17 protein-coding genes and 4 tRNA genes are annotated in these 15,725 nt (G+C 57.1%); 10 read left to right on the top strand and 11 right to left on the bottom strand.

What is annotated here, in order from left to right; genetic code table 11:
* Nucleotides 1–20: 20 nt before the first annotated feature.
* Nucleotides 21–833 carry an alpha/beta hydrolase gene (locus DWV16_RS12140; protein ID WP_341423389.1) on the bottom strand — a complete coding sequence of 271 codons (813 nt, stop codon included), beginning with the start codon at nucleotides 831–833 and terminating at the stop codon, nucleotides 21–23.
* Nucleotides 834–1,065: 232 nt separating this feature from the next.
* Here DWV16_RS12140 and DWV16_RS12135 point away from each other — a divergent pair, with 232 nt between their 5' ends.
* The 3 genes from DWV16_RS12135 to DWV16_RS12125 all read left to right on the top strand — a co-directional run bounded on the left by DWV16_RS12135 (nucleotide 1,066) and on the right by DWV16_RS12125 (nucleotide 2,856).
* A complete protein-coding gene (locus tag DWV16_RS12135) occupies nucleotides 1,066–1,305 on the top strand; it encodes a hypothetical protein (RefSeq protein ID WP_066453707.1) in 240 nt (79 codons plus the stop codon).
* A 13-nt stretch (nucleotides 1,306–1,318) separates the two neighbouring features.
* Nucleotides 1,319–1,867 carry a CarD family transcriptional regulator gene (locus tag DWV16_RS12130; RefSeq protein WP_066453704.1) on the top strand — a complete coding sequence of 183 codons (549 nt, stop codon included), beginning with the start codon at nucleotides 1,319–1,321 and terminating at the stop codon, nucleotides 1,865–1,867.
* 254 nt (nucleotides 1,868–2,121) lie between these two features.
* Nucleotides 2,122–2,856, top strand: a complete 735-nt coding sequence (locus DWV16_RS12125; protein ID WP_118479459.1) for a bifunctional 2-polyprenyl-6-hydroxyphenol methylase/3-demethylubiquinol 3-O-methyltransferase UbiG — start codon at nucleotides 2,122–2,124, stop codon at nucleotides 2,854–2,856.
* Nucleotides 2,857–2,910: 54 nt separating this feature from the next.
* Here the strand turns inward: DWV16_RS12125 and DWV16_RS12120 are convergent.
* The 4 genes from DWV16_RS12120 to DWV16_RS12105 form a co-directional block, all read right to left on the bottom strand.
* Nucleotides 2,911–2,985 (bottom strand) — tRNA-Gln (locus DWV16_RS12120).
* Between the two features lie 47 nt (nucleotides 2,986–3,032).
* Nucleotides 3,033–3,109, bottom strand: a tRNA-His gene (locus DWV16_RS12115).
* Nucleotides 3,110–3,113: 4 nt separating this feature from the next.
* Nucleotides 3,114–3,190: transfer RNA gene (locus DWV16_RS12110), tRNA-Arg, on the bottom strand.
* Nucleotides 3,191–3,227: 37 nt separating this feature from the next.
* Nucleotides 3,228–3,301: transfer RNA gene (locus tag DWV16_RS12105), tRNA-Gly, on the bottom strand.
* A 257-nt stretch (nucleotides 3,302–3,558) separates the two neighbouring features.
* Here DWV16_RS12105 and rpe point away from each other — a divergent pair.
* Complete coding sequence (gene rpe / locus DWV16_RS12100) at nucleotides 3,559–4,218, top strand: ribulose-phosphate 3-epimerase (protein WP_118479480.1); 660 nt, start codon at nucleotides 3,559–3,561, stop codon at nucleotides 4,216–4,218.
* A gap of 1 nt (nucleotide 4,219) precedes the next feature.
* Here rpe and DWV16_RS12095 read toward each other — a convergent pair whose 3' ends face one another.
* Nucleotides 4,220–4,792, bottom strand: coding sequence for an adaptor protein MecA (locus tag DWV16_RS12095; RefSeq protein WP_118479457.1), 573 nt, complete (start codon nucleotides 4,790–4,792; stop codon nucleotides 4,220–4,222).
* Nucleotides 4,793–4,876: 84 nt separating this feature from the next.
* On the opposite strand from DWV16_RS12095, the gene DWV16_RS12090 reads away from it, so the two are divergent.
* From DWV16_RS12090 to DWV16_RS12065, 6 genes are all read left to right on the top strand, one after another.
* A complete protein-coding gene (locus DWV16_RS12090) occupies nucleotides 4,877–6,793 on the top strand; it encodes an SLBB domain-containing protein (RefSeq protein WP_118479455.1) in 1,917 nt (638 codons plus the stop codon).
* The gene (locus DWV16_RS12085) at nucleotides 6,790–7,791 is read left to right on the top strand and encodes an RnfABCDGE type electron transport complex subunit D (protein ID WP_118479453.1); all 1,002 of its coding nucleotides are present in this window, start codon (nucleotides 6,790–6,792) and stop codon (nucleotides 7,789–7,791) included. Before DWV16_RS12090 ends, DWV16_RS12085 begins: the two co-directional genes overlap by 4 nt.
* Nucleotides 7,754–8,419 (top strand): Rnf-Nqr domain containing protein, encoded by a 666-nt coding sequence (locus DWV16_RS12080; RefSeq protein WP_066453546.1) that lies wholly within the window; start codon nucleotides 7,754–7,756, stop codon nucleotides 8,417–8,419. Before DWV16_RS12085 ends, DWV16_RS12080 begins: the two co-directional genes overlap by 38 nt.
* A 30-nt stretch (nucleotides 8,420–8,449) precedes the next feature.
* Nucleotides 8,450–9,052: an Rnf-Nqr domain containing protein gene (locus DWV16_RS12075; RefSeq protein WP_066453544.1), complete on the top strand. Its 603-nt coding sequence runs from the start codon at nucleotides 8,450–8,452 to the stop codon at nucleotides 9,050–9,052.
* Between the two features lie 65 nt (nucleotides 9,053–9,117).
* Complete coding sequence (locus DWV16_RS12070; protein WP_118479451.1) at nucleotides 9,118–10,365, top strand: putative glycoside hydrolase; 1,248 nt, start codon at nucleotides 9,118–9,120, stop codon at nucleotides 10,363–10,365.
* Between the two features lie 16 nt (nucleotides 10,366–10,381).
* The gene (locus tag DWV16_RS12065; protein WP_066453542.1) at nucleotides 10,382–10,930 is read left to right on the top strand and encodes a hypothetical protein; all 549 of its coding nucleotides are present in this window, start codon (nucleotides 10,382–10,384) and stop codon (nucleotides 10,928–10,930) included.
* A 46-nt stretch (nucleotides 10,931–10,976) separates the two neighbouring features.
* On the opposite strand, the gene DWV16_RS12060 is transcribed toward DWV16_RS12065, so the two are convergent.
* The 5 genes from DWV16_RS12060 to DWV16_RS12040 all read right to left on the bottom strand — a co-directional run bounded on the left by DWV16_RS12060 (nucleotide 10,977) and on the right by DWV16_RS12040 (nucleotide 15,669).
* Nucleotides 10,977–11,246, bottom strand: coding sequence for an ATP synthase subunit I (locus tag DWV16_RS12060; protein WP_066453537.1), 270 nt, complete (start codon nucleotides 11,244–11,246; stop codon nucleotides 10,977–10,979).
* Nucleotides 11,247–11,252: 6 nt separating this feature from the next.
* Nucleotides 11,253–11,645 carry an Rrf2 family transcriptional regulator gene (locus DWV16_RS12055; protein ID WP_066453535.1) on the bottom strand — a complete coding sequence of 131 codons (393 nt, stop codon included), beginning with the start codon at nucleotides 11,643–11,645 and terminating at the stop codon, nucleotides 11,253–11,255.
* A gap of 133 nt (nucleotides 11,646–11,778) precedes the next feature.
* A complete protein-coding gene (gene rpoD / locus DWV16_RS12050; protein ID WP_066453527.1) occupies nucleotides 11,779–12,858 on the bottom strand; it encodes an RNA polymerase sigma factor RpoD in 1,080 nt (359 codons plus the stop codon).
* 15 nt (nucleotides 12,859–12,873) lie between these two features.
* A complete protein-coding gene (gene dnaG / locus DWV16_RS12045; RefSeq protein ID WP_118479449.1) occupies nucleotides 12,874–14,634 on the bottom strand; it encodes a DNA primase in 1,761 nt (586 codons plus the stop codon).
* Between the two features lie 21 nt (nucleotides 14,635–14,655).
* Nucleotides 14,656–15,669, bottom strand: a complete 1,014-nt coding sequence (locus tag DWV16_RS12040; RefSeq protein ID WP_066453516.1) for a deoxyguanosinetriphosphate triphosphohydrolase — start codon at nucleotides 15,667–15,669, stop codon at nucleotides 14,656–14,658.
* Nucleotides 15,670–15,725: the final 56 nt, after the last annotated feature.

Genomic DNA, 15,725 nt, shown 5'->3' with positions numbered 1-15,725 from the left:
TTTAAAATTTTTCCGCCGCCTTACCGCAGCGCCTCCAAAAAGACCTGGTTAAACCGGCACAACTCGTCGTAAACAATGCCGTGTCCGCTGTCCGCAAGCGTACAGAGCCGCGAGCCGGCGATTCCGGCGTGCTGCGCCCTGGCGAGCTCGGACGAAACGACCACATCCTTGGCGCCGTGGATGATCACCGTTGGCACTTTTACGAAAGCAAGGTCCTGCCTTCCGTCCTCGTCACGCAGGGCAACCGCCGCCGAAACAGTGCCGATGCCGGACGCGGAAAGGGAGATATCCTCGAACCAGTCTTTTACCGCTTCGCTCTGCGGGCTCGCAAACAGCTGTTCATGGCTGAAGGTGTGGGCAAGCTGCGGCCGGTCGGACGCAGCCTGCTCGATGAGACCATTCACATACTCCCGGCTCAGTCCGTAAGGAAATCCCGGCCGCTGGGTCCAGCTAGGCGCGGCGGCCGCGAGTAAAATCAGTTTTTTGACACCGTATCCGTGAAACCTGCGCATGTAGCGCAGGACAATCGCGCCGCCCATCGAGAAACCGACCAGCACAAAGCTTTTCAGCTTCAGCGCGCAGACAACGTTGTAGATATCCTCAGCCATCCGGTCGTAGTTGTAACCATCCGCCGGGACATCGGACGCGCCGAAGCCCCGCAGGTCAATCTCCACGACCCGGTAGCCCCGGTTCACCAGGAGCTGCTCCTGGTATTCATACATTTTGTGTGAAAGCGGCCATCCATGTACCAGGAATACCGTTTCGTTCCCCTTTGGATTTAAATCATAAGTTGCTATCTTAACTCCATCTGTGGATTTCACATAGATCATCATAAATCCCTCCCATTATGGTTCCTTTCATCCTATGTGGAGCGGCGGCGGAGGGTTCTTTTTCCCGGTTTTCCATTTACCGTGCCCGAAGCTGTTCCGATCTGCTCATTTTGTACAAAATAAATCCCCGCCTATCCTGCGCGAAATACACGAATTTTCGCATATGAAAGGATTTCCGTTTGCGGCGGAGCTTTTTTTAATGGTAAAATAAAAATAACAGAAAAGGAGGATTCCCATGAAAAGAATTCAGCACGCCTGTTTGGAACAGACCATTCACTTTGCGCTCAAAGAAGACCTCCCACATTCTGAAGCGGCCGAGCTGGTGAAAAAAGATTTGGAAAACTACAAGATGACCTTGGAGCGCCGCCGCGTCAAATACAAAATCCGGGAGGAGCTGACCTTGCCTGACGGGTCAATCCTGGTCAAGGTCGGCAAGCAGTACAATTCCTACAGCTGCGGCAGCTATCTCAATTGATCGGGGGACAAAGATGTATCAGGTTGGAAATTACATCATCTATGGCACCAGCGGTGTCTGCAGAATCGCCGCGATCGGACGCCCGGACGCCTCCTATGCCGATCCGAACAAGTCCTATTATACCCTTGTTCCGGCCTATGGAACCGAAGTGATCTACACCCCTGTGGATACCAAAGTATTCATGCGCCCGGTCATTTCCAAATCCGAGGCGGAACAGCTCATCCGGGAGATCCCCTCCATTCGGGAAGATTCCGCGGGGAACCCCGGCGCCAAAAATCAGCAGATACTTTCGGAGCATTACCAGTCCGCCATCCAGACACATGACTGCGGGGACCTTATCCGGCTGATCAAAACAATTTACCAGAAGAACCAGGCGGCGGAAAAGCATGGGAAAAAGCCCGGCAGGATCGATGAACACTACCGGAAGCGTGCCGAGGAATTGCTTTGCGGCGAGCTCGCCATCGCACTGGGAATCCCGCGCGATGCGGTGCTCCGGCATATCCTGGACGCACTCGGCCCGAACGCGCCCGAATGTGCCAGGCAGGCATCTAAAAGCGCATAAATATGACGAGCAGAACATCCGGAAGGGGAGCCCCATATGGGGCTCCCCTTCTTGTCCGTTGACGCTGCGGCAGCCTTTGTGATAAACTACGCGGAGAAAGGATATCCCGGCCTTGTGTCCCAGCGGGAAAAACTCCGCTTTCAAACATGAATCGCGATAATCCACTGTTTGGAACCCGGCCAATCGAAAGATACCACGCAAAACCGGATGGATAACGCCATCCATCCGGTTTTATTTATGAAGGAGTGCCAATCATGAAGGAAAATCCATATGACAGCGATACATTTTTTGAAAAATACAGCCGGTTCCCCCGTTCGGTGGAAGGGCTCAGCGCTGCCGGTGAATGGCATGAGCTGAAGCGGATGCTGCCGGACTTTTCCGGAAAGCGAGTGTTGGACATCGGCTGCGGATTCGGCTGGCACTGCATTTATGCCGCCGAGCACGGCGCCAGCCAGGTGGTCGGGACGGATATCTCCGAAAAAATGCTCGCCGTCGCCCGGGAGAAAACCAAGTCCCCGACTGTTTCCTACCGGCAGGTTGCCATGGAAGATCTCGACTATGCGCCGGGCAGCTTTGACATCGTCCTGAGTTCCCTGGCGTTTCACTACACGCCCGATTTTGACCTCATCTGTGGGAAAGTATATGCGTTCCTGGACGCGGGCGGAGCGTTTGTCTTTTCGGTCGAGCATCCAGTTTTTACCGCTTACGGCAGCCAGGACTGGATTTATGACGGACAGGGAAAACCCGCGTATTGGCCGGTGGACCGCTATTTTTCGGAAGGCGGGCGCAAAGCAGTTTTTCTGGGGGAGGAGGTTCCTAAATATCACAAAACCCTATCCACCTATCTTAACACTTTGCTGCGCCGCGGCTTTTCTATCCGGGAGATCGTGGAGCCCAAACCGGACGAACGCCTGCTTGACGCCGTACCCGGCATGCGCGACGAACTGCGCCGCCCGATGATGCTGCTGGTGTCCGCAAAAAAATGCTGAAAGGCCTGCGCCATCAAAAAACAACCCCCGCACGCGATACGTGCGGGGGTTGTCTGGCTGGGCCAGCTGGATTCGAACCAGCGAATGCAGCAGTCAAAGTGCTGTGTCTTACCGCTTGACGATGGCCCAATTCAGAAATTCCCCGCCCGCGATGCGGCCGGGGAATTCTTTTTTAATGGGGTGGAAGATGGGATTCGAACCCACGATCTCCAGTGCCACAAACTGGCGCTTTAACCAACTAAGCTACATCCACCATATGGCGCGCCAAAAGGGACTCGAACCCCTGACCTACTGCTTAGAAGGCAGTTGCTCTATCCAGCTGAGCTATTGGCGCAGACTTTACAGTCGCCTGATTTGCTCTTGCCTGGAATTGGAGCGGGTGATGGGAATCGAACCCACGTGTTCAGCTTGGAAGGCTGACATTCTACCATTGAACTACACCCGCAGGCTTTCAGCGACGCATTTTATTTTATCAAATCGTGACGCACTTGTCAATAGGGTTTTCCTTTATTTCTCAGCATTGTTTCGGGGCTGTTTCCCCGTTGTTGCCAAAACATGAACCACCTGTGAATTCTGGGGGGCTGGGGGCGATTTTCTTGCAATTCTCGGCATTTTACGCTATACTATATGAGCCTTATTATGCGTTTTGCGCTGTTTTCTGGCTTTTTATACAGGAAAAACCTTGTCACGGAGGATTTTATCATGGTAAAAATTTCCCCTTCCATTTTGGCCTGTGACTTCACCCGGCTTGGGCAGGAGGTCGCCGACATGCGTGCGGCCGGCGTGGAAATGGTCCATGTCGATGTGATGGACGGCCATTTTGTCCCCAATATTTCGATCGGTCTGCCGGTGGTTTCTTCCCTGCGCAAAAAGACCGACCTGCCGCTCGATGTCCATCTGATGATCAGCGACCCGCTCACCTATGCGCCGCAGTTCTGCGACGCGGGCGCGGATATTGTCGTCTTTCACCTCGAAAGCGAATCCGATCCGCAGGCGGTCCTGGATGCGATCCGGAGGAAGGGCAAAAAGGCCGGCGTTTCCATTAAGCCCCAAACCCCGGCCGAAGCGGTTTTTCCCTATCTTTCCCAGCTTGATATGGTGCTCGTCATGACGGTGGAGCCGGGCTTCGGCGGGCAGAAGTTCATGTCTGATATGTGCCCGAAGATCGCCGCCGTACGCGCCGAATGCAGCCGGCTTGGCATCTCGATGGACATCGAGGTGGATGGCGGCATTGACAATAACACCATCTCGCAGGCGGCAAATGCCGGTGCGAACGTCTTTGTCGCAGGCAGCGCGCTGTTCGGCAAACCGGATTACCTTTCCGCTGTGAGGGCGCTGCGTGAAAACGCTTCACGCGCCTGATTCAGCCGAAATAAGCTGAAATCAGGTCCACCGCGTCTTCCCGCACCACCAGTTCGCCATGTTCTTCGAGCCACGCCGCAGCGAGCGGCCCTTCCCCGCAGCGTTCGGCATATTCGTCCAGGAAAGACAGGGTGATATTTTCCACCGTATCAAGCGGATAGATCATCAGCTTCCAGCCGCCGTCCAGCCGGTAAAGAGCGCTTTTGCGGATGCGGTGCGAACAGCGGCGAAACAGTTTGACCGAACCGTTTATCAGGGTATCCACATCGGTAAAGGAATAGATCACCGGCACGGAAACCGGCCTGCGCACCTTCCAGCGTTTGGTTTTCAGGCGGCTCAGGTCGGAAAGATATACGGTGCAGCCACCCGCGTCATCCGGATACACCTCGATGAAAACCTTTGCGCGCGGGGAAAAATCGGTCGTCATCCGCGCTGTTTCCAGAAGCGACAGGAACAGCCCGCGGGATTTCGGGTCGGCGCAGTCGATCTCGTCAAAGGCGAGCCCCGCGGCCCGCAAATCCGCTTCGGTAAGCTGGATTTGGAGCCTGCGCGGGCTGATTTGTTTGATTTCCACTCATACCACTCCTCACGCGGCGCCGTCGGCAGCCGCATTATCACTATATGATCGGCATCATTCTTTGATTATCGGAGGCTTCTTATGGCAGGATTTTTATACAAGGGAATATTGCTGCAGCAGCAAAAAGAACCTGCGCTGTCCCGCGACCTGCGGGAGTTTTTCAATGCGGATACAATCGGCGTCCAGATGGACCGCGAACCAGTATCCGACGTTGACGAGCTCACGCCTGGGGAGATCATCAGCATCGCGCGTTCGGCAAAAATCATCGATGAGCGCGACGGCGGGCTGCTAGCGGATAAACTTTCCGAATGCCATGTCCATCCGCCGAAAATTCTCATCGGGGACGCCATTGACGACGAACCCTATATCTCCAGCCAGCTCAACCCCCTGCTCAAAAACCAGAAGCTGGCCGCAGACGGACTGCGGATTGTGCAGCGCGCGGTCGATGCGCAGGAGGCCTATTTCGCAGTCTACAAAAATCTGAGCGACCTGGAGATCAAAATCCCGAAACTGATTGGGGAATACCCTGTTAAACGCATTCGCGGGCGCTATCCGGCCGAATACCAGGCGTCTAAGATTTTTGAAGGCGGCGAGGATGTCCTGACGGTCGGCGTGGGGGCTGTCCTCCATCTCGCACGCGCGGTCTACTACAACAAGCCTCAGACCACCGCGTTTGTCACAGTGGCCGGCAGTTGTGTTGGAAACCCCACCAATCTGGAGGTTTCTCTCGGCATGACCGTCAACCAGGTGCTGGAGCGCTGCGGGCTCATCGATGACCCAAGCCGGGTCATCGTGGGCGGTTCGATGACCGGCATCAGTCTCATCGACACCGAAAACACCCTTGTCACCCCAACCACCCGGGCAATCCTGGCATTCCGCGGGGAAGAAAAGAAAATGAATTTCAACTGCATCGGCTGCTCACGGTGCGTACATGTCTGTCCGGAAGGGCTCAACCCTTTCTTCCTCTACCGCAGCATCAAGCTGCACCGGTTTGTGGATTTCCGCACGCTTGACGCACAGATGTGCATTGGCTGCAACACCTGCAGCTATATGTGCCCCGCCAAGCTCGACCTGTCTGAAACGATCCGGCAGGGCCAGGAGGAATTCCGGCGGATGGCCGGCTCAATGCGCGCGGCGGCCGTGGCGCAGGCCAGGGATGAAAAGGCGGATTTCGAGACCTATATGGCGCAGTGGCAAGCGGGTGAAGATCGCCGCTGTCAGCTTCGCGCCGAACGCAAGGCCGCGCGTGAAGCATGCAGGGCCGAACGCGAAGCTCAGCGGGAGGCGCGGCGCGCTGAACGGGAAGCCGAATTGGAAGAGAAAAAACGCGAGGCGCGGGAACAGGAGCGCAAACTCCAGGAGGCCGCATTGAAAGCGCAGGAGTTTGGCGGTAAGCTCGAGGATCTGGTCGAGGACGTGGGCGTGGGAATCACCGCCGCTGCCGTGGATGCCGGAGAAAAATTTGGCGAGCTGATGGACAGCACCGTCGAAAAACTTGATCAGGCGATCGGTGAATCGATTGCGCAGGATGCGGCTGAGGAGCTCGCGCAGGCCCTTGCGGAAACAAAAATGGCCGTGCCGCCCTTGCCAACCGAGGATTCCTACAGTAAACAGGAGCCGCTGGAGGTTGACCTGTTGGCTGAAACCGAGGTGGAACTGGCCGCGAAGGAGCCTTCCGAGGCAGAACCGGCTGTTTCCAAAGAAAATCCGGGGGAACAAGTCAAAGCGCCTGCCGCAAAAATCGCAAGCGCGCCGGATATGCCAAACGGCGGCCTGGAGGAGCTTGTTGAAAACGCGCAGGAACAGCGGGAAACCGCCGAATCCACCGCAGGGGCGGCGAAAGCGGCCGATGCGGCCGCAGAAGAACCGGAAGCTGCCGTTGAAAAGCCCGCAGAGCCGGAGGGAACCGCTAAAAAGCCGGTCACCGTGCTCGGGGACCCGGCCGCGAATTCCGGCTGGCACAAAAACAATGAGAATTCCGGGAGGGCGGACCATTGAAGCTGACCAAACATCCTGCTCCCCATATCCGATATCAGGAGAGCAACAGAACCCTCATGGCCGACATGATCCTCTTGCAGCTCGTGCTGTTTGTTCCGGCCGTGGTATATTACGGGCTGCGCGTGCTGGTGATCGCCGCCATCACGGTGGCGACCGCTGTGCTCTGCGACGGGGCCTGCACCCTGCTGCGGGGCAAAAAACTCAATCCGCGCGATTTCTCCCCGGTTGTAACCGGGCTCATCATCACCCTCTGTATGCCCGCCACGGTGCCCTACCGCGTGGTGATCGCCGCGGCATTCTTTGCAATCGTTGTGGTCAAGCATCCGTTCGGCGGCACCGGCAACAATCTCTTCAATCCGGCGGCCGCGGGGCTCTCGTTCGCGGCCATCTGCTGGCCGAATCAGGTATTTATGTACCCGCAGCCGTTTGAATCGATCCCCGCGTTTGGAGAGGTCGCGGTCAAGCTTTCACAGAATCCCGCCTTTGTCCTGAAGCTCGGCGGCATTCCGACCAACGACATCACCGAGATGATCCTTGGCAATTATCCCGGCCCAATGGGCGCGACCAGCATCCTGGTCATCGTCGCCTGCCTGGGATATCTCCTGTTCCGCGGGACGGTGCGCTGGCAGCTTCCGATCCCGTTTCTGGCGGCCTGCGCGTTTGTGGCGTTTTTATTCCCACGTGTCGGCACCAATGGCGTGCAGAGCATGCTTTACGAACTGATGTCCGGCACGCTGCTTTTCGGCGCGGTCTTTATGATTTCAGACCCGGCCACCAGCCCAAAGCGAGACTCCTCAATGGCCGTTTACGGCATCTTCGCCGGGCTCATAACCATGCTGTTCCGTTATTTTGGCGGTTTTGAAGAAAGTATGGCGTTCGCCGTCCTCTTCGCCAACGCCTTTGTGCCGCTCATCGACCGGTACAACGAATCCCTGCACCGGGTGATAAGGAGGAAAAATCTTGAAGCTCGAAAAGCTAAGAAAGCACAGGAAGCATAAACGCTGGCTGGAAGGGATCTTTTCAAAGAATCCCGTCTTTGTCGGCGGGCTGGCGCTCCCATTTGCCGTCATGATCACCAGCAGTCTGAAAAACAGCGTGGCTGTTTCGATTGTCCTGGCTTGTTCGCTGATCCCGACAGTGCTGCTTGCGGCGCTCATCGGGACAAAAGTCCCGCGCTGGGCGGGCGCAATGATCTATCCGATGTTTTCGATGGTTCTTGTTGTGGCCTGCACGCCGCTCATTCTGCCGATCGCGCCGGAAGTCACCGACTCACTCGGCGTCTATCTCCCGATCCTTGCAGTCAATACCCTCCAGTCGACCCTGTGCGCCCGCTATGCACAGGATACCGACCGTCCCGGGATGGCGCTGGTCGACGCAATTACCTACAGCATCGGGTTCGCGCTGGCGCTCGGGGTCATCGGTGTGCTGCGCGAACTGCTCGGCAACAACACTGTGTGGGGTGTCCCGGTCGCGGTCCCCTTTAAGCTGGGCGGGGTGCAGATTGCTTTCGCGGGCTTTTTGCTGCTGGCAATCTTTTCGGCTTTCTTCCGGTTCTGTTCGCGCGGGATCACCTGGTGGCTTTACCGGCGCGACAATCCAAAGCACGGGACTTCACTTCCACTCTGACTGCAATCCTTCTGAATTCGGAGGTACTCTATGGACGCCATCTATCAATTTCTGATCGTCGTGCTCACTGCGATCGTGCTGCAAAATGCGGTTTTTACCCGCGGACTCGGTTCCAGCAAAGGAACCCTGATGATGTCCTCCCCGAAAAAGATCCTCTTTTTCGGCGGGACACTGACCTTTATCGCGGTTTTTTCGTCACTGCTTGCCTGGCCGTTCGTCTATCTGCTGCGGCAGAACGACGCGTTCATCGGACAGCCACACTGGCGTTACCTGATCGCGCTCGGCAGCATCTGCGTGGTTTATGCGCTGCTTTATTTTGTCTCCCGGCGGTTTCTGCCGGTCCTGCACTACCATATCCGGAATTTTATCGAGGCTGCCGCGTTTAACAGCGCGGTGCTCGGCGCAATGCTCATTGCGTTCGGCGCGGTCTACAGCTTTTCCAAAACGGCTGCTTTCGCACTGGGGGCAGGCATCGGTTATACGCTGGCCCTTCTGCTCATTTATGAAGGCAAACGCCGCATCATGCTCTCTGAGGTTCCGCGTTCGTTCCGGGGATTTCCGGTCATGCTGCTCTATATGGGCATTCTTTCCCTTGCGATCTACGGCCTCATCGGCCATCAGCTGCCGACCTGACTCCTCCTGCCCGGACCGGTTTTGCACGAATCCGTGCGACGATATCCTGAAATGGCGGTGAACACATGCCAAAGCAAATAAAAATCAAACGGTACCGCCGCATGTACCGGCGTTATCATTCCCCGTCCTCCCTGCTCATCAAGGGTGCTGGAATCCTCCTCGCGGTCTGTGTACTGGCTTTCATCGGCTGGAGCGCTTATGGTCCCATCATGGACTTTCTGTCCGGCGAACCGCTTTCCAAGCCGAATGAACCCGCCGCATCCAGCGCCGCCGCCGCGGCACCGCCCGTGGAGGAACCGGAACCCGAACCGGAGCCCGTCCCGGCAATGCCCGCTCAGATACAGGCGGTTTACGCGCCCGTATCGGCGCTTTCCAGTCTGGAAGCTCTTGACGCTTTCCTTGATAAAATCACCTTCACCGGGGTAAATGCCCTGCTGTTTGATCTTAAAGACTCGAATGGGAATATCCTTTACCGTTCCGGCCTGGAGCGCGTCTCTCAGACCGGCGCGCAGGTTTCCGGCGCGTATGATCTTGCTGCGGTGTGCAGCCACCTTGTTTCGAAAAATATCGCTCCGATCGGCCGGATGCAGGCTTTCCGCGACCCAGTCGCGGCTTCTGCGCTGACGGGCGCGGGCGTGACTTATATGAACTCCGAAATGCTCTGGCTTGACAACGCCAGGGAGTCTGGGGGCAAGCCCTGGCTCAATCCCTATTCCGATACCGCACGCGCCTATCTTTATGAGATCGCTGAGGAAGCGGTTTCGATGGGGGTAAAGCAGGTCCTCCTTGACAATGTGAATTTTCCGGTCGCGTTCGGCGGGCTGGAACTTGCCACCTACGGAGAAAAAGCCGCGACTGAAAGCCGCCCGGCGGCGCTGGCCTCCTTTGTACAGGAGATGTCCGCCCGCCTCACCCCGCGCGGCGCGGACGTTTCGGTCTATCTTTCCGGTATATCCGCACTCGGTCTCAACGACGTTTACTATGGCGGCAGCCCGTTCGATGTGTCCGGCGACAACCTTACCATCGGCGCAATGCCCGCGCAGTTTGGAGACAGCTTTATACTGGATGATTTTTCGGTCAGCGCCCCGATCCTTGCGCCGGGTGAAACAGTCCGTTCGCTGATGCAGGCGCTTTCTCAGAATCTTTCCGGCAAACAGGTCACCGCGCTCATCCAGGGTTACACTTCCACCGCCTCGCTTACGAATAATAAAGCCTATCTGGCGGAAGATATAACCGCACAGATTTCCGCGCTCACCGCGAGCGGTATTCCGAATTATGTCGTTTACAGCCCCGATGGGAACTACCCGGGTTAAAGGAGGAATTTTACCGATGGCGTTCAAAGTCCGGCTTTTCCACGGTTCCCCCGATTATGAATCCCTGCATGTCGCAAAGCTCACCTGTTTCCCGCTCGAACGGCGGGATTACAAGCCCTATTCGCAGGCGCGCGTCTGCTTTGCTCCGGATGGGCTTCATCTGCAGCTGCTCGCTTTTGAGGCGGAACCGCTCCCCGAAAGCAGCATGATGGCGTTCTTCTCCTTTGCGGAAAAGGTTCCGCCTCTCGCGCTTTCGCTTTCGGCCAACGGCAGGTTCTCCGCGTCTCTTGCCTGCACCGTCACGCCGGTTGAAGCCGCGGTACACACCTTTACCGGCGAAGACCTGCAGGGCGTCTACTGGGGCGGCAACATCCAGATACCGCAGAAGGTGCTTACCGGGGTTTATGGCTTTGAGGCGGTGCCCGGAGCAATTTTCGCGGGCAATCTTTACAAGCTCTGTGAGAATCCCGCACGCACCCATTACGGTTGCTTCTATCCAGCCGATTTCAAGCGTGCGCTGCACGACCCCAGGAACCTCGGAGAATTCGATGTCATCGATTACTGAAATCAAAAAGGAACCGGTTATAACCGGTTCCTTTTTTCCGTCTATTCTATTTTTTTACGGCTGCCGCAATGACCAGCACCACTTTCTGAACGATCAGCGGAAGCACAACGCCCAGCGGATTGATCCCGGGCACGAGCAGGGCGATCGCCAGGACTGCAAAGACCAGAAGATAGCGCGCGGCAAATCCCCGCGTTACAATTTTGGAGGCGTTTTCCGGCCGCTCGGTACCCTTTTTAATGATCCAGCGCACCAGAAGCGCATCCTCCACCGCAAGGATCACCCCCAAAAGCAGGCCGATGACCATCCCCGAATCCAAATCCCGTCACTCCCCGAAATGTACGTTATAAAGTTTTTCGCGCACCATCTGCGCAACTTCGCTATAGGTTTTGTTGAAACGGCATTCCCCGTCCTGCACGCGTGTACACTGGAAATCCTCCGAACCAACACAGCGGCTGATGGTGATGGGGCCTTCCACAATCTCCACCACTTCCCCCAGCGAGATTTCGCTGGCTGGCCGCGCAAGCTCATATCCTCCCTGGGTACCTTTGTAGGAACGTACCACTCCTTCCGCAACGAGTTTGCGCAGGATCTTGAGCGAAAAACGCAGGGTGACACCGGTGTTGGCCGCAATGGTTTTGGCATCCATGCGCATCCTGTTCTGTGAAAGGCAATTGACGATGCGAACCGCATAATCGGCTTCCAAAGTTATATGCATAAAACCGCTTCTCCTTGTTGACGGGATTTTAATGTATACCATTTGAATATACATTAAAGTATACGCTATATACTCCGTTTTGTCAAGGGGAGGCGCTCCGACGGTTTTTTCCACGCGCCGCGGCGCGCAGGAATCAGTCGAGGAAGTCCTTGAGCTTTTTGCTGCGGGAGGGATGGCGAAGCTTTCGCAGCGCCTTTGCTTCGATCTGACGGATGCGCTCGCGGGTGACATTGAACTCCTTGCCAACCTCTTCCAGCGTGCGGCTGCGGCCGTCCTCCAGGCCGAAACGCAGACGCAGGACCTTTTCCTCGCGCGGGGTGAGGGTCTGGAGCACATCGGAGAGCTGTTCCTTGAGAAGCGTATGGGAGGCCGCGTCGTCCGGCGCGGGTACGTCGTCATCCGGGATGAAGTCGCCCAGGTGGCTGTCCTCCTCCTCACCGATCGGGGTCTCGAGCGAAACCGGCTCCTGCGCAACCCGCATGATCTCGCGCACCTTGTCGGACGGCATGTCGAGCTCAGCGGCGATCTCCTCCGCGGTCGGCTCGTGGCCGTTCTTATGCAGCAGCTGGGAGGAAACCTTTTTCACCTTGTTGATTGTTTCAACCATGTGCACCGGGATGCGGATAGTACGCGCCTGGTCCGCGATTGCGCGGGTGATCGCCTGGCGAATCCACCAGGTCGCATAAGTCGAAAATTTGAATCCTTTGGTGTGGTCAAACTTTTCGACCGCCTTGATGAGGCCGAGATTTCCTTCCTGAATCAGATCGAGGAACTGCATCCCGCGGCCGACATAACGCTTCGCAATGCTGACAACCAGGCGCAGGTTCGCCTCCGAAAGGCGCTTGCGGGCTTCAATGTCCCCTTCGCCCATGCGCACGGCCAGATCGATCTCCTCATCCGCCGAAAGCAGCGGAACACGGCCGATCTCCTTGAGGTAAACTTTGACCGGGTCGTCGATATTGATCCCTTCCGCGGCCAGCGCGACATCCAGGTCGGCCGTTTTGCCCAGATCCTTTAGATCCTCCTCGACCGGTGTGACCATATCCTCCACGATTTCGACGTTGTTGCTTTCGAGCAGGTCATACATTTTGTCAACCTGCTCCACATCGTAATCCAGCTCTTCGAGCGCGTCACTGATCTCCTTGGTGGTCAGCTTTCCTTTGGCCTTTCCGGCTTCGAGCAGGTCCCGTAAAACGTTCTTCTTATCCGCCATGCTTTTTGTGTCCCCCTATTTCTTTTTCGACGCAAGCGAGGCTATGTACGCCTTCAGGTCGTCGTCTGACATTGCTGCGACCTCATCCTGCGACTTGATATTCTTGTGGCTGAGAATGGTGCTGATATAGGCATTGGCATCCTCGATGCCAAACATCATACCCGATACGGAATTGAGCAGCTCTGCAGCGACGCCCATCTGTTCGACGGAAAGTGACGCGGAAAGCATCGCAAGTTCGATTGACTGCCCATTTTGCAGGCGCTCGAAGAGCACCCGCGCGATCTCCCGGTTGCGGTCGGTGACAAAATCGTCCAGGGTGATCTGTTTCGCGATCTCTTCGTAATAATCTGGATTTTTCATGAGGATTGCAAGCAGCTTGTCCTCAGCCAGCGCGTATTTGATGTTTCGGGCGCGCTGGAAATCCTGCTTCTGAGAAGGGGTGCGCACCTCGCTGTAGACTTTGAGGTCGCCCGCGTCGCGCTTCTGCTTTTTCGCGGCGCGTTTGCGTTCATAGGTGAGCTGTGCGGCGATCGCGGCTTTGTCCACCTCCAGGTCGGCGGCGGTCTTTGCGATATAGACGTCCCGTTCGATGGCATTCGGCACGCCCGCCATCAGCTTGACAAACTCCCTGAGGAAGCCCACCTTACCATCGGCCGTATCGGTGTCGTAACTCTGTTTCAGCTTGGCGATTTCAAACTCTGTCGCGTTCGAAGCGCCCTCGATCAGAAGGCCGAACCGCTCGGCGCCGAATTTCTTGATATACTCGTCCGGATCCTTCGCCCCGGACATCGAAAGTACCCGGATCTTGACGCCCACTTCACCCAGAAGGCCCACGGCGCGCCGGGTGGCCGTCTGGCCCGGCCCGTCCGAATCGTAGGCGATGGTAACATTGTCGGTATATTGTGCCATCAGGCGGGCCTGCTCGCCCGTCAGCGCGGTTCCAAGCGTCGCGACGGCATTGTCAAAGCCCGCCTGTTGGACGGCGATAACGTCCATGTAGCCCTCGCAGAGAAGAAGTCCGCTGCGTTTTGAAGCTTTGGCAAAATTCAGGGCAAACAGGTTGCGGCTCTTTTTAAAGACCGGGGTATCACCGGAGTTGAGATATTTAGGTCCCTTCGCGTCCCCCATAATCCGTCCGCCGAACCCGATGACATTCCCGCGCAGGTCGATGATCGGAAAGATCACCCGCCCGCGGAACTGGTCATAAAGCCCGCCGTTTCGTCCGCGCGAAACAACCGCCGCCGCGAGCAGCTCGTCGTCGGTGAACCCTTTGCTTTTGAGATGCCTGAGGGCCGCGTCCCAGCTTTCGGGCGCGTAACCGAGCCCGAACCGGGTGATCGTCTTGTTGGTGAGCGCACGCTCGTGCAGATAGTCAAGCCCACGCTTCCCGACGGGGTCGACGAGGCACGCATGATAAAAACGAGCCAGCGTCCGGTTTAACTCCAAAACGCGGGTTTTCATCCGCGCCATCCCATCGTCCCGCGCATCCTCCGGCATTGCCATGCCGGCACGCTGGGCCAGGAACTTGACCGCTTCGACATATTCGAGGTTCTCGATCCGGCGGATGAAGGTGATGACGTCGCCGCCCGCGCCGCAGCCGAAGCAGTAAAAGCTCTGGTTGTCCGGGTAGACGGTGAAGGATGGGCTCTTTTCCGAATGGAACGGGCACAGGCCGCTTAAGACCCTGCCACGCCGCTTGAGCTGCACATAGGACGAGACGATCTGCTCGATATCGCTGTTATTTTTGAGTTCCTGCAAAAACAGGTCGCTGATCAATGCGCGCGCTCCTTTCGGTTTCTATTTGATCTCCCAGGATTTTGGGATGAAGAGGTCTTCGTAGGTGTTGACCGCGTACCGGTCGGACATGCCGGAGATGTAGTCGCAGACCGCGCGGTGCTCGTCGGAGCGCTCGCGGATCGCCCGGTATTCGTCCGGCAGCTCATCGGGATGGGCGACAAAATATTCGTACAGACTGCCCACCACCGCCTGCGCTTTGCCTTCTTCGCCTTTGGCGGCGGGGTTCAGATAGACCGCTTCGTGCATGAAGCGGTTAAATTCCGCGAAGGCTTCCGCGGTTTCCCCGCCCATACGGATGTCATCCCCGCTATTTTGGATGATCGAATCGATGAGCGCGGTGATCCGCTGGGATTTGGTCCGGCCAAGGGTGTACTTGATCGTCCAGGGGATGTCGTCGTTTGAAAGCACCTTGGCGCGGATCGCATCCTCGATGTCGTGGTTGAGATAGGCGATCTTATCCGCGAAATAGACGACCCGCCCCTCGAGCGTTGCCGCCCGCCCTTCGGGAGATGGGTTTGAATAGGAGTGGCAGCCGATGCCGTTGCGCACCTCCCAGGTGAGATTGAGTCCGGCGCCGTCATTTTCAATCTGCTCGACCACCCGGACACTCTGCGCGGCATGCGAAAAACCGTAGGGACAGACCTCCCTGAGCGCCCGCTCCCCGGCGTGCCCGAACGGCGTATGGCCGAGGTCATGCCCCAGCGCGATCGCTTCGGTCAACTCCTCGTTGAGGCGCAGCGCCACGGCCAGCGTCTTGGCGATCTGGTTCACCTCCAGCGTATGGGTGAGGCGGGTGCGGTAGTGGTCGCCTTCGGGCGAGAGGAACACCTGGGTCTTATGCATCAGCCGCCGGAAGGATTTGCAGTGAATGATCCGGTCCCGGTCCCGCGCGTAAGCGGTACGGATTGGGCAGTCGGCAACCGGGCGTTCCCGCCCGCGGGAATGCTGGGGAAGGCTCGCGTATTTTGACAAAGTTTTCTCCTGGAGCGCTTCGGTCTGCTCACGGATGGTCATCTTTCCCCGTCCCTTCCCAACTGTCATAGAACGCCTTGATACCGGCATTTAGCCAA

The sequence above is a fragment of the Anaerotruncus sp. AF02-27 genome, from assembly GCF_003465835.1.
Classification (GTDB): domain Bacteria; phylum Bacillota; class Clostridia; order Oscillospirales; family Ruminococcaceae; genus Anaerotruncus; species Anaerotruncus rubiinfantis.
This window is presented reverse-complemented; position numbering and strand designations above follow the sequence as displayed.

Bases quoted from the DNA above. Each gene is read 5' to 3' on its own strand.
- DWV16_RS12140 (WP_341423389.1), bottom strand. From the start codon at position 833: ATGATGATCTATGTGAAATCCACAGATGGAGTTAAGATAGCAACTTAT.
- DWV16_RS12135 (WP_066453707.1), top strand. From the start codon at position 1,066: ATGAAAAGAATTCAGCACGCCTGTTTGGAACAGACCATTCACTTTGCG.
- DWV16_RS12130 (WP_066453704.1), top strand. From the start codon at position 1,319: ATGTATCAGGTTGGAAATTACATCATCTATGGCACCAGCGGTGTCTGC.
- DWV16_RS12125 (WP_118479459.1), top strand. From the start codon at position 2,122: ATGAAGGAAAATCCATATGACAGCGATACATTTTTTGAAAAATACAGC.
- rpe (WP_118479480.1), top strand. From the start codon at position 3,559: ATGGTAAAAATTTCCCCTTCCATTTTGGCCTGTGACTTCACCCGGCTT.
- DWV16_RS12090 (WP_118479455.1), top strand. From the start codon at position 4,877: ATGGCAGGATTTTTATACAAGGGAATATTGCTGCAGCAGCAAAAAGAA.
- DWV16_RS12075 (WP_066453544.1), top strand. From the start codon at position 8,450: ATGGACGCCATCTATCAATTTCTGATCGTCGTGCTCACTGCGATCGTG.
- DWV16_RS12070 (WP_118479451.1), top strand. From the start codon at position 9,118: ATGCCAAAGCAAATAAAAATCAAACGGTACCGCCGCATGTACCGGCGT.
- DWV16_RS12065 (WP_066453542.1), top strand. From the start codon at position 10,382: ATGGCGTTCAAAGTCCGGCTTTTCCACGGTTCCCCCGATTATGAATCC.
- DWV16_RS12055 (WP_066453535.1), bottom strand. From the start codon at position 11,645: ATGCATATAACTTTGGAAGCCGATTATGCGGTTCGCATCGTCAATTGC.
- rpoD (WP_066453527.1), bottom strand. From the start codon at position 12,858: ATGGCGGATAAGAAGAACGTTTTACGGGACCTGCTCGAAGCCGGAAAG.
- DWV16_RS12040 (WP_066453516.1), bottom strand. From the start codon at position 15,669: ATGACCATCCGTGAGCAGACCGAAGCGCTCCAGGAGAAAACTTTGTCA.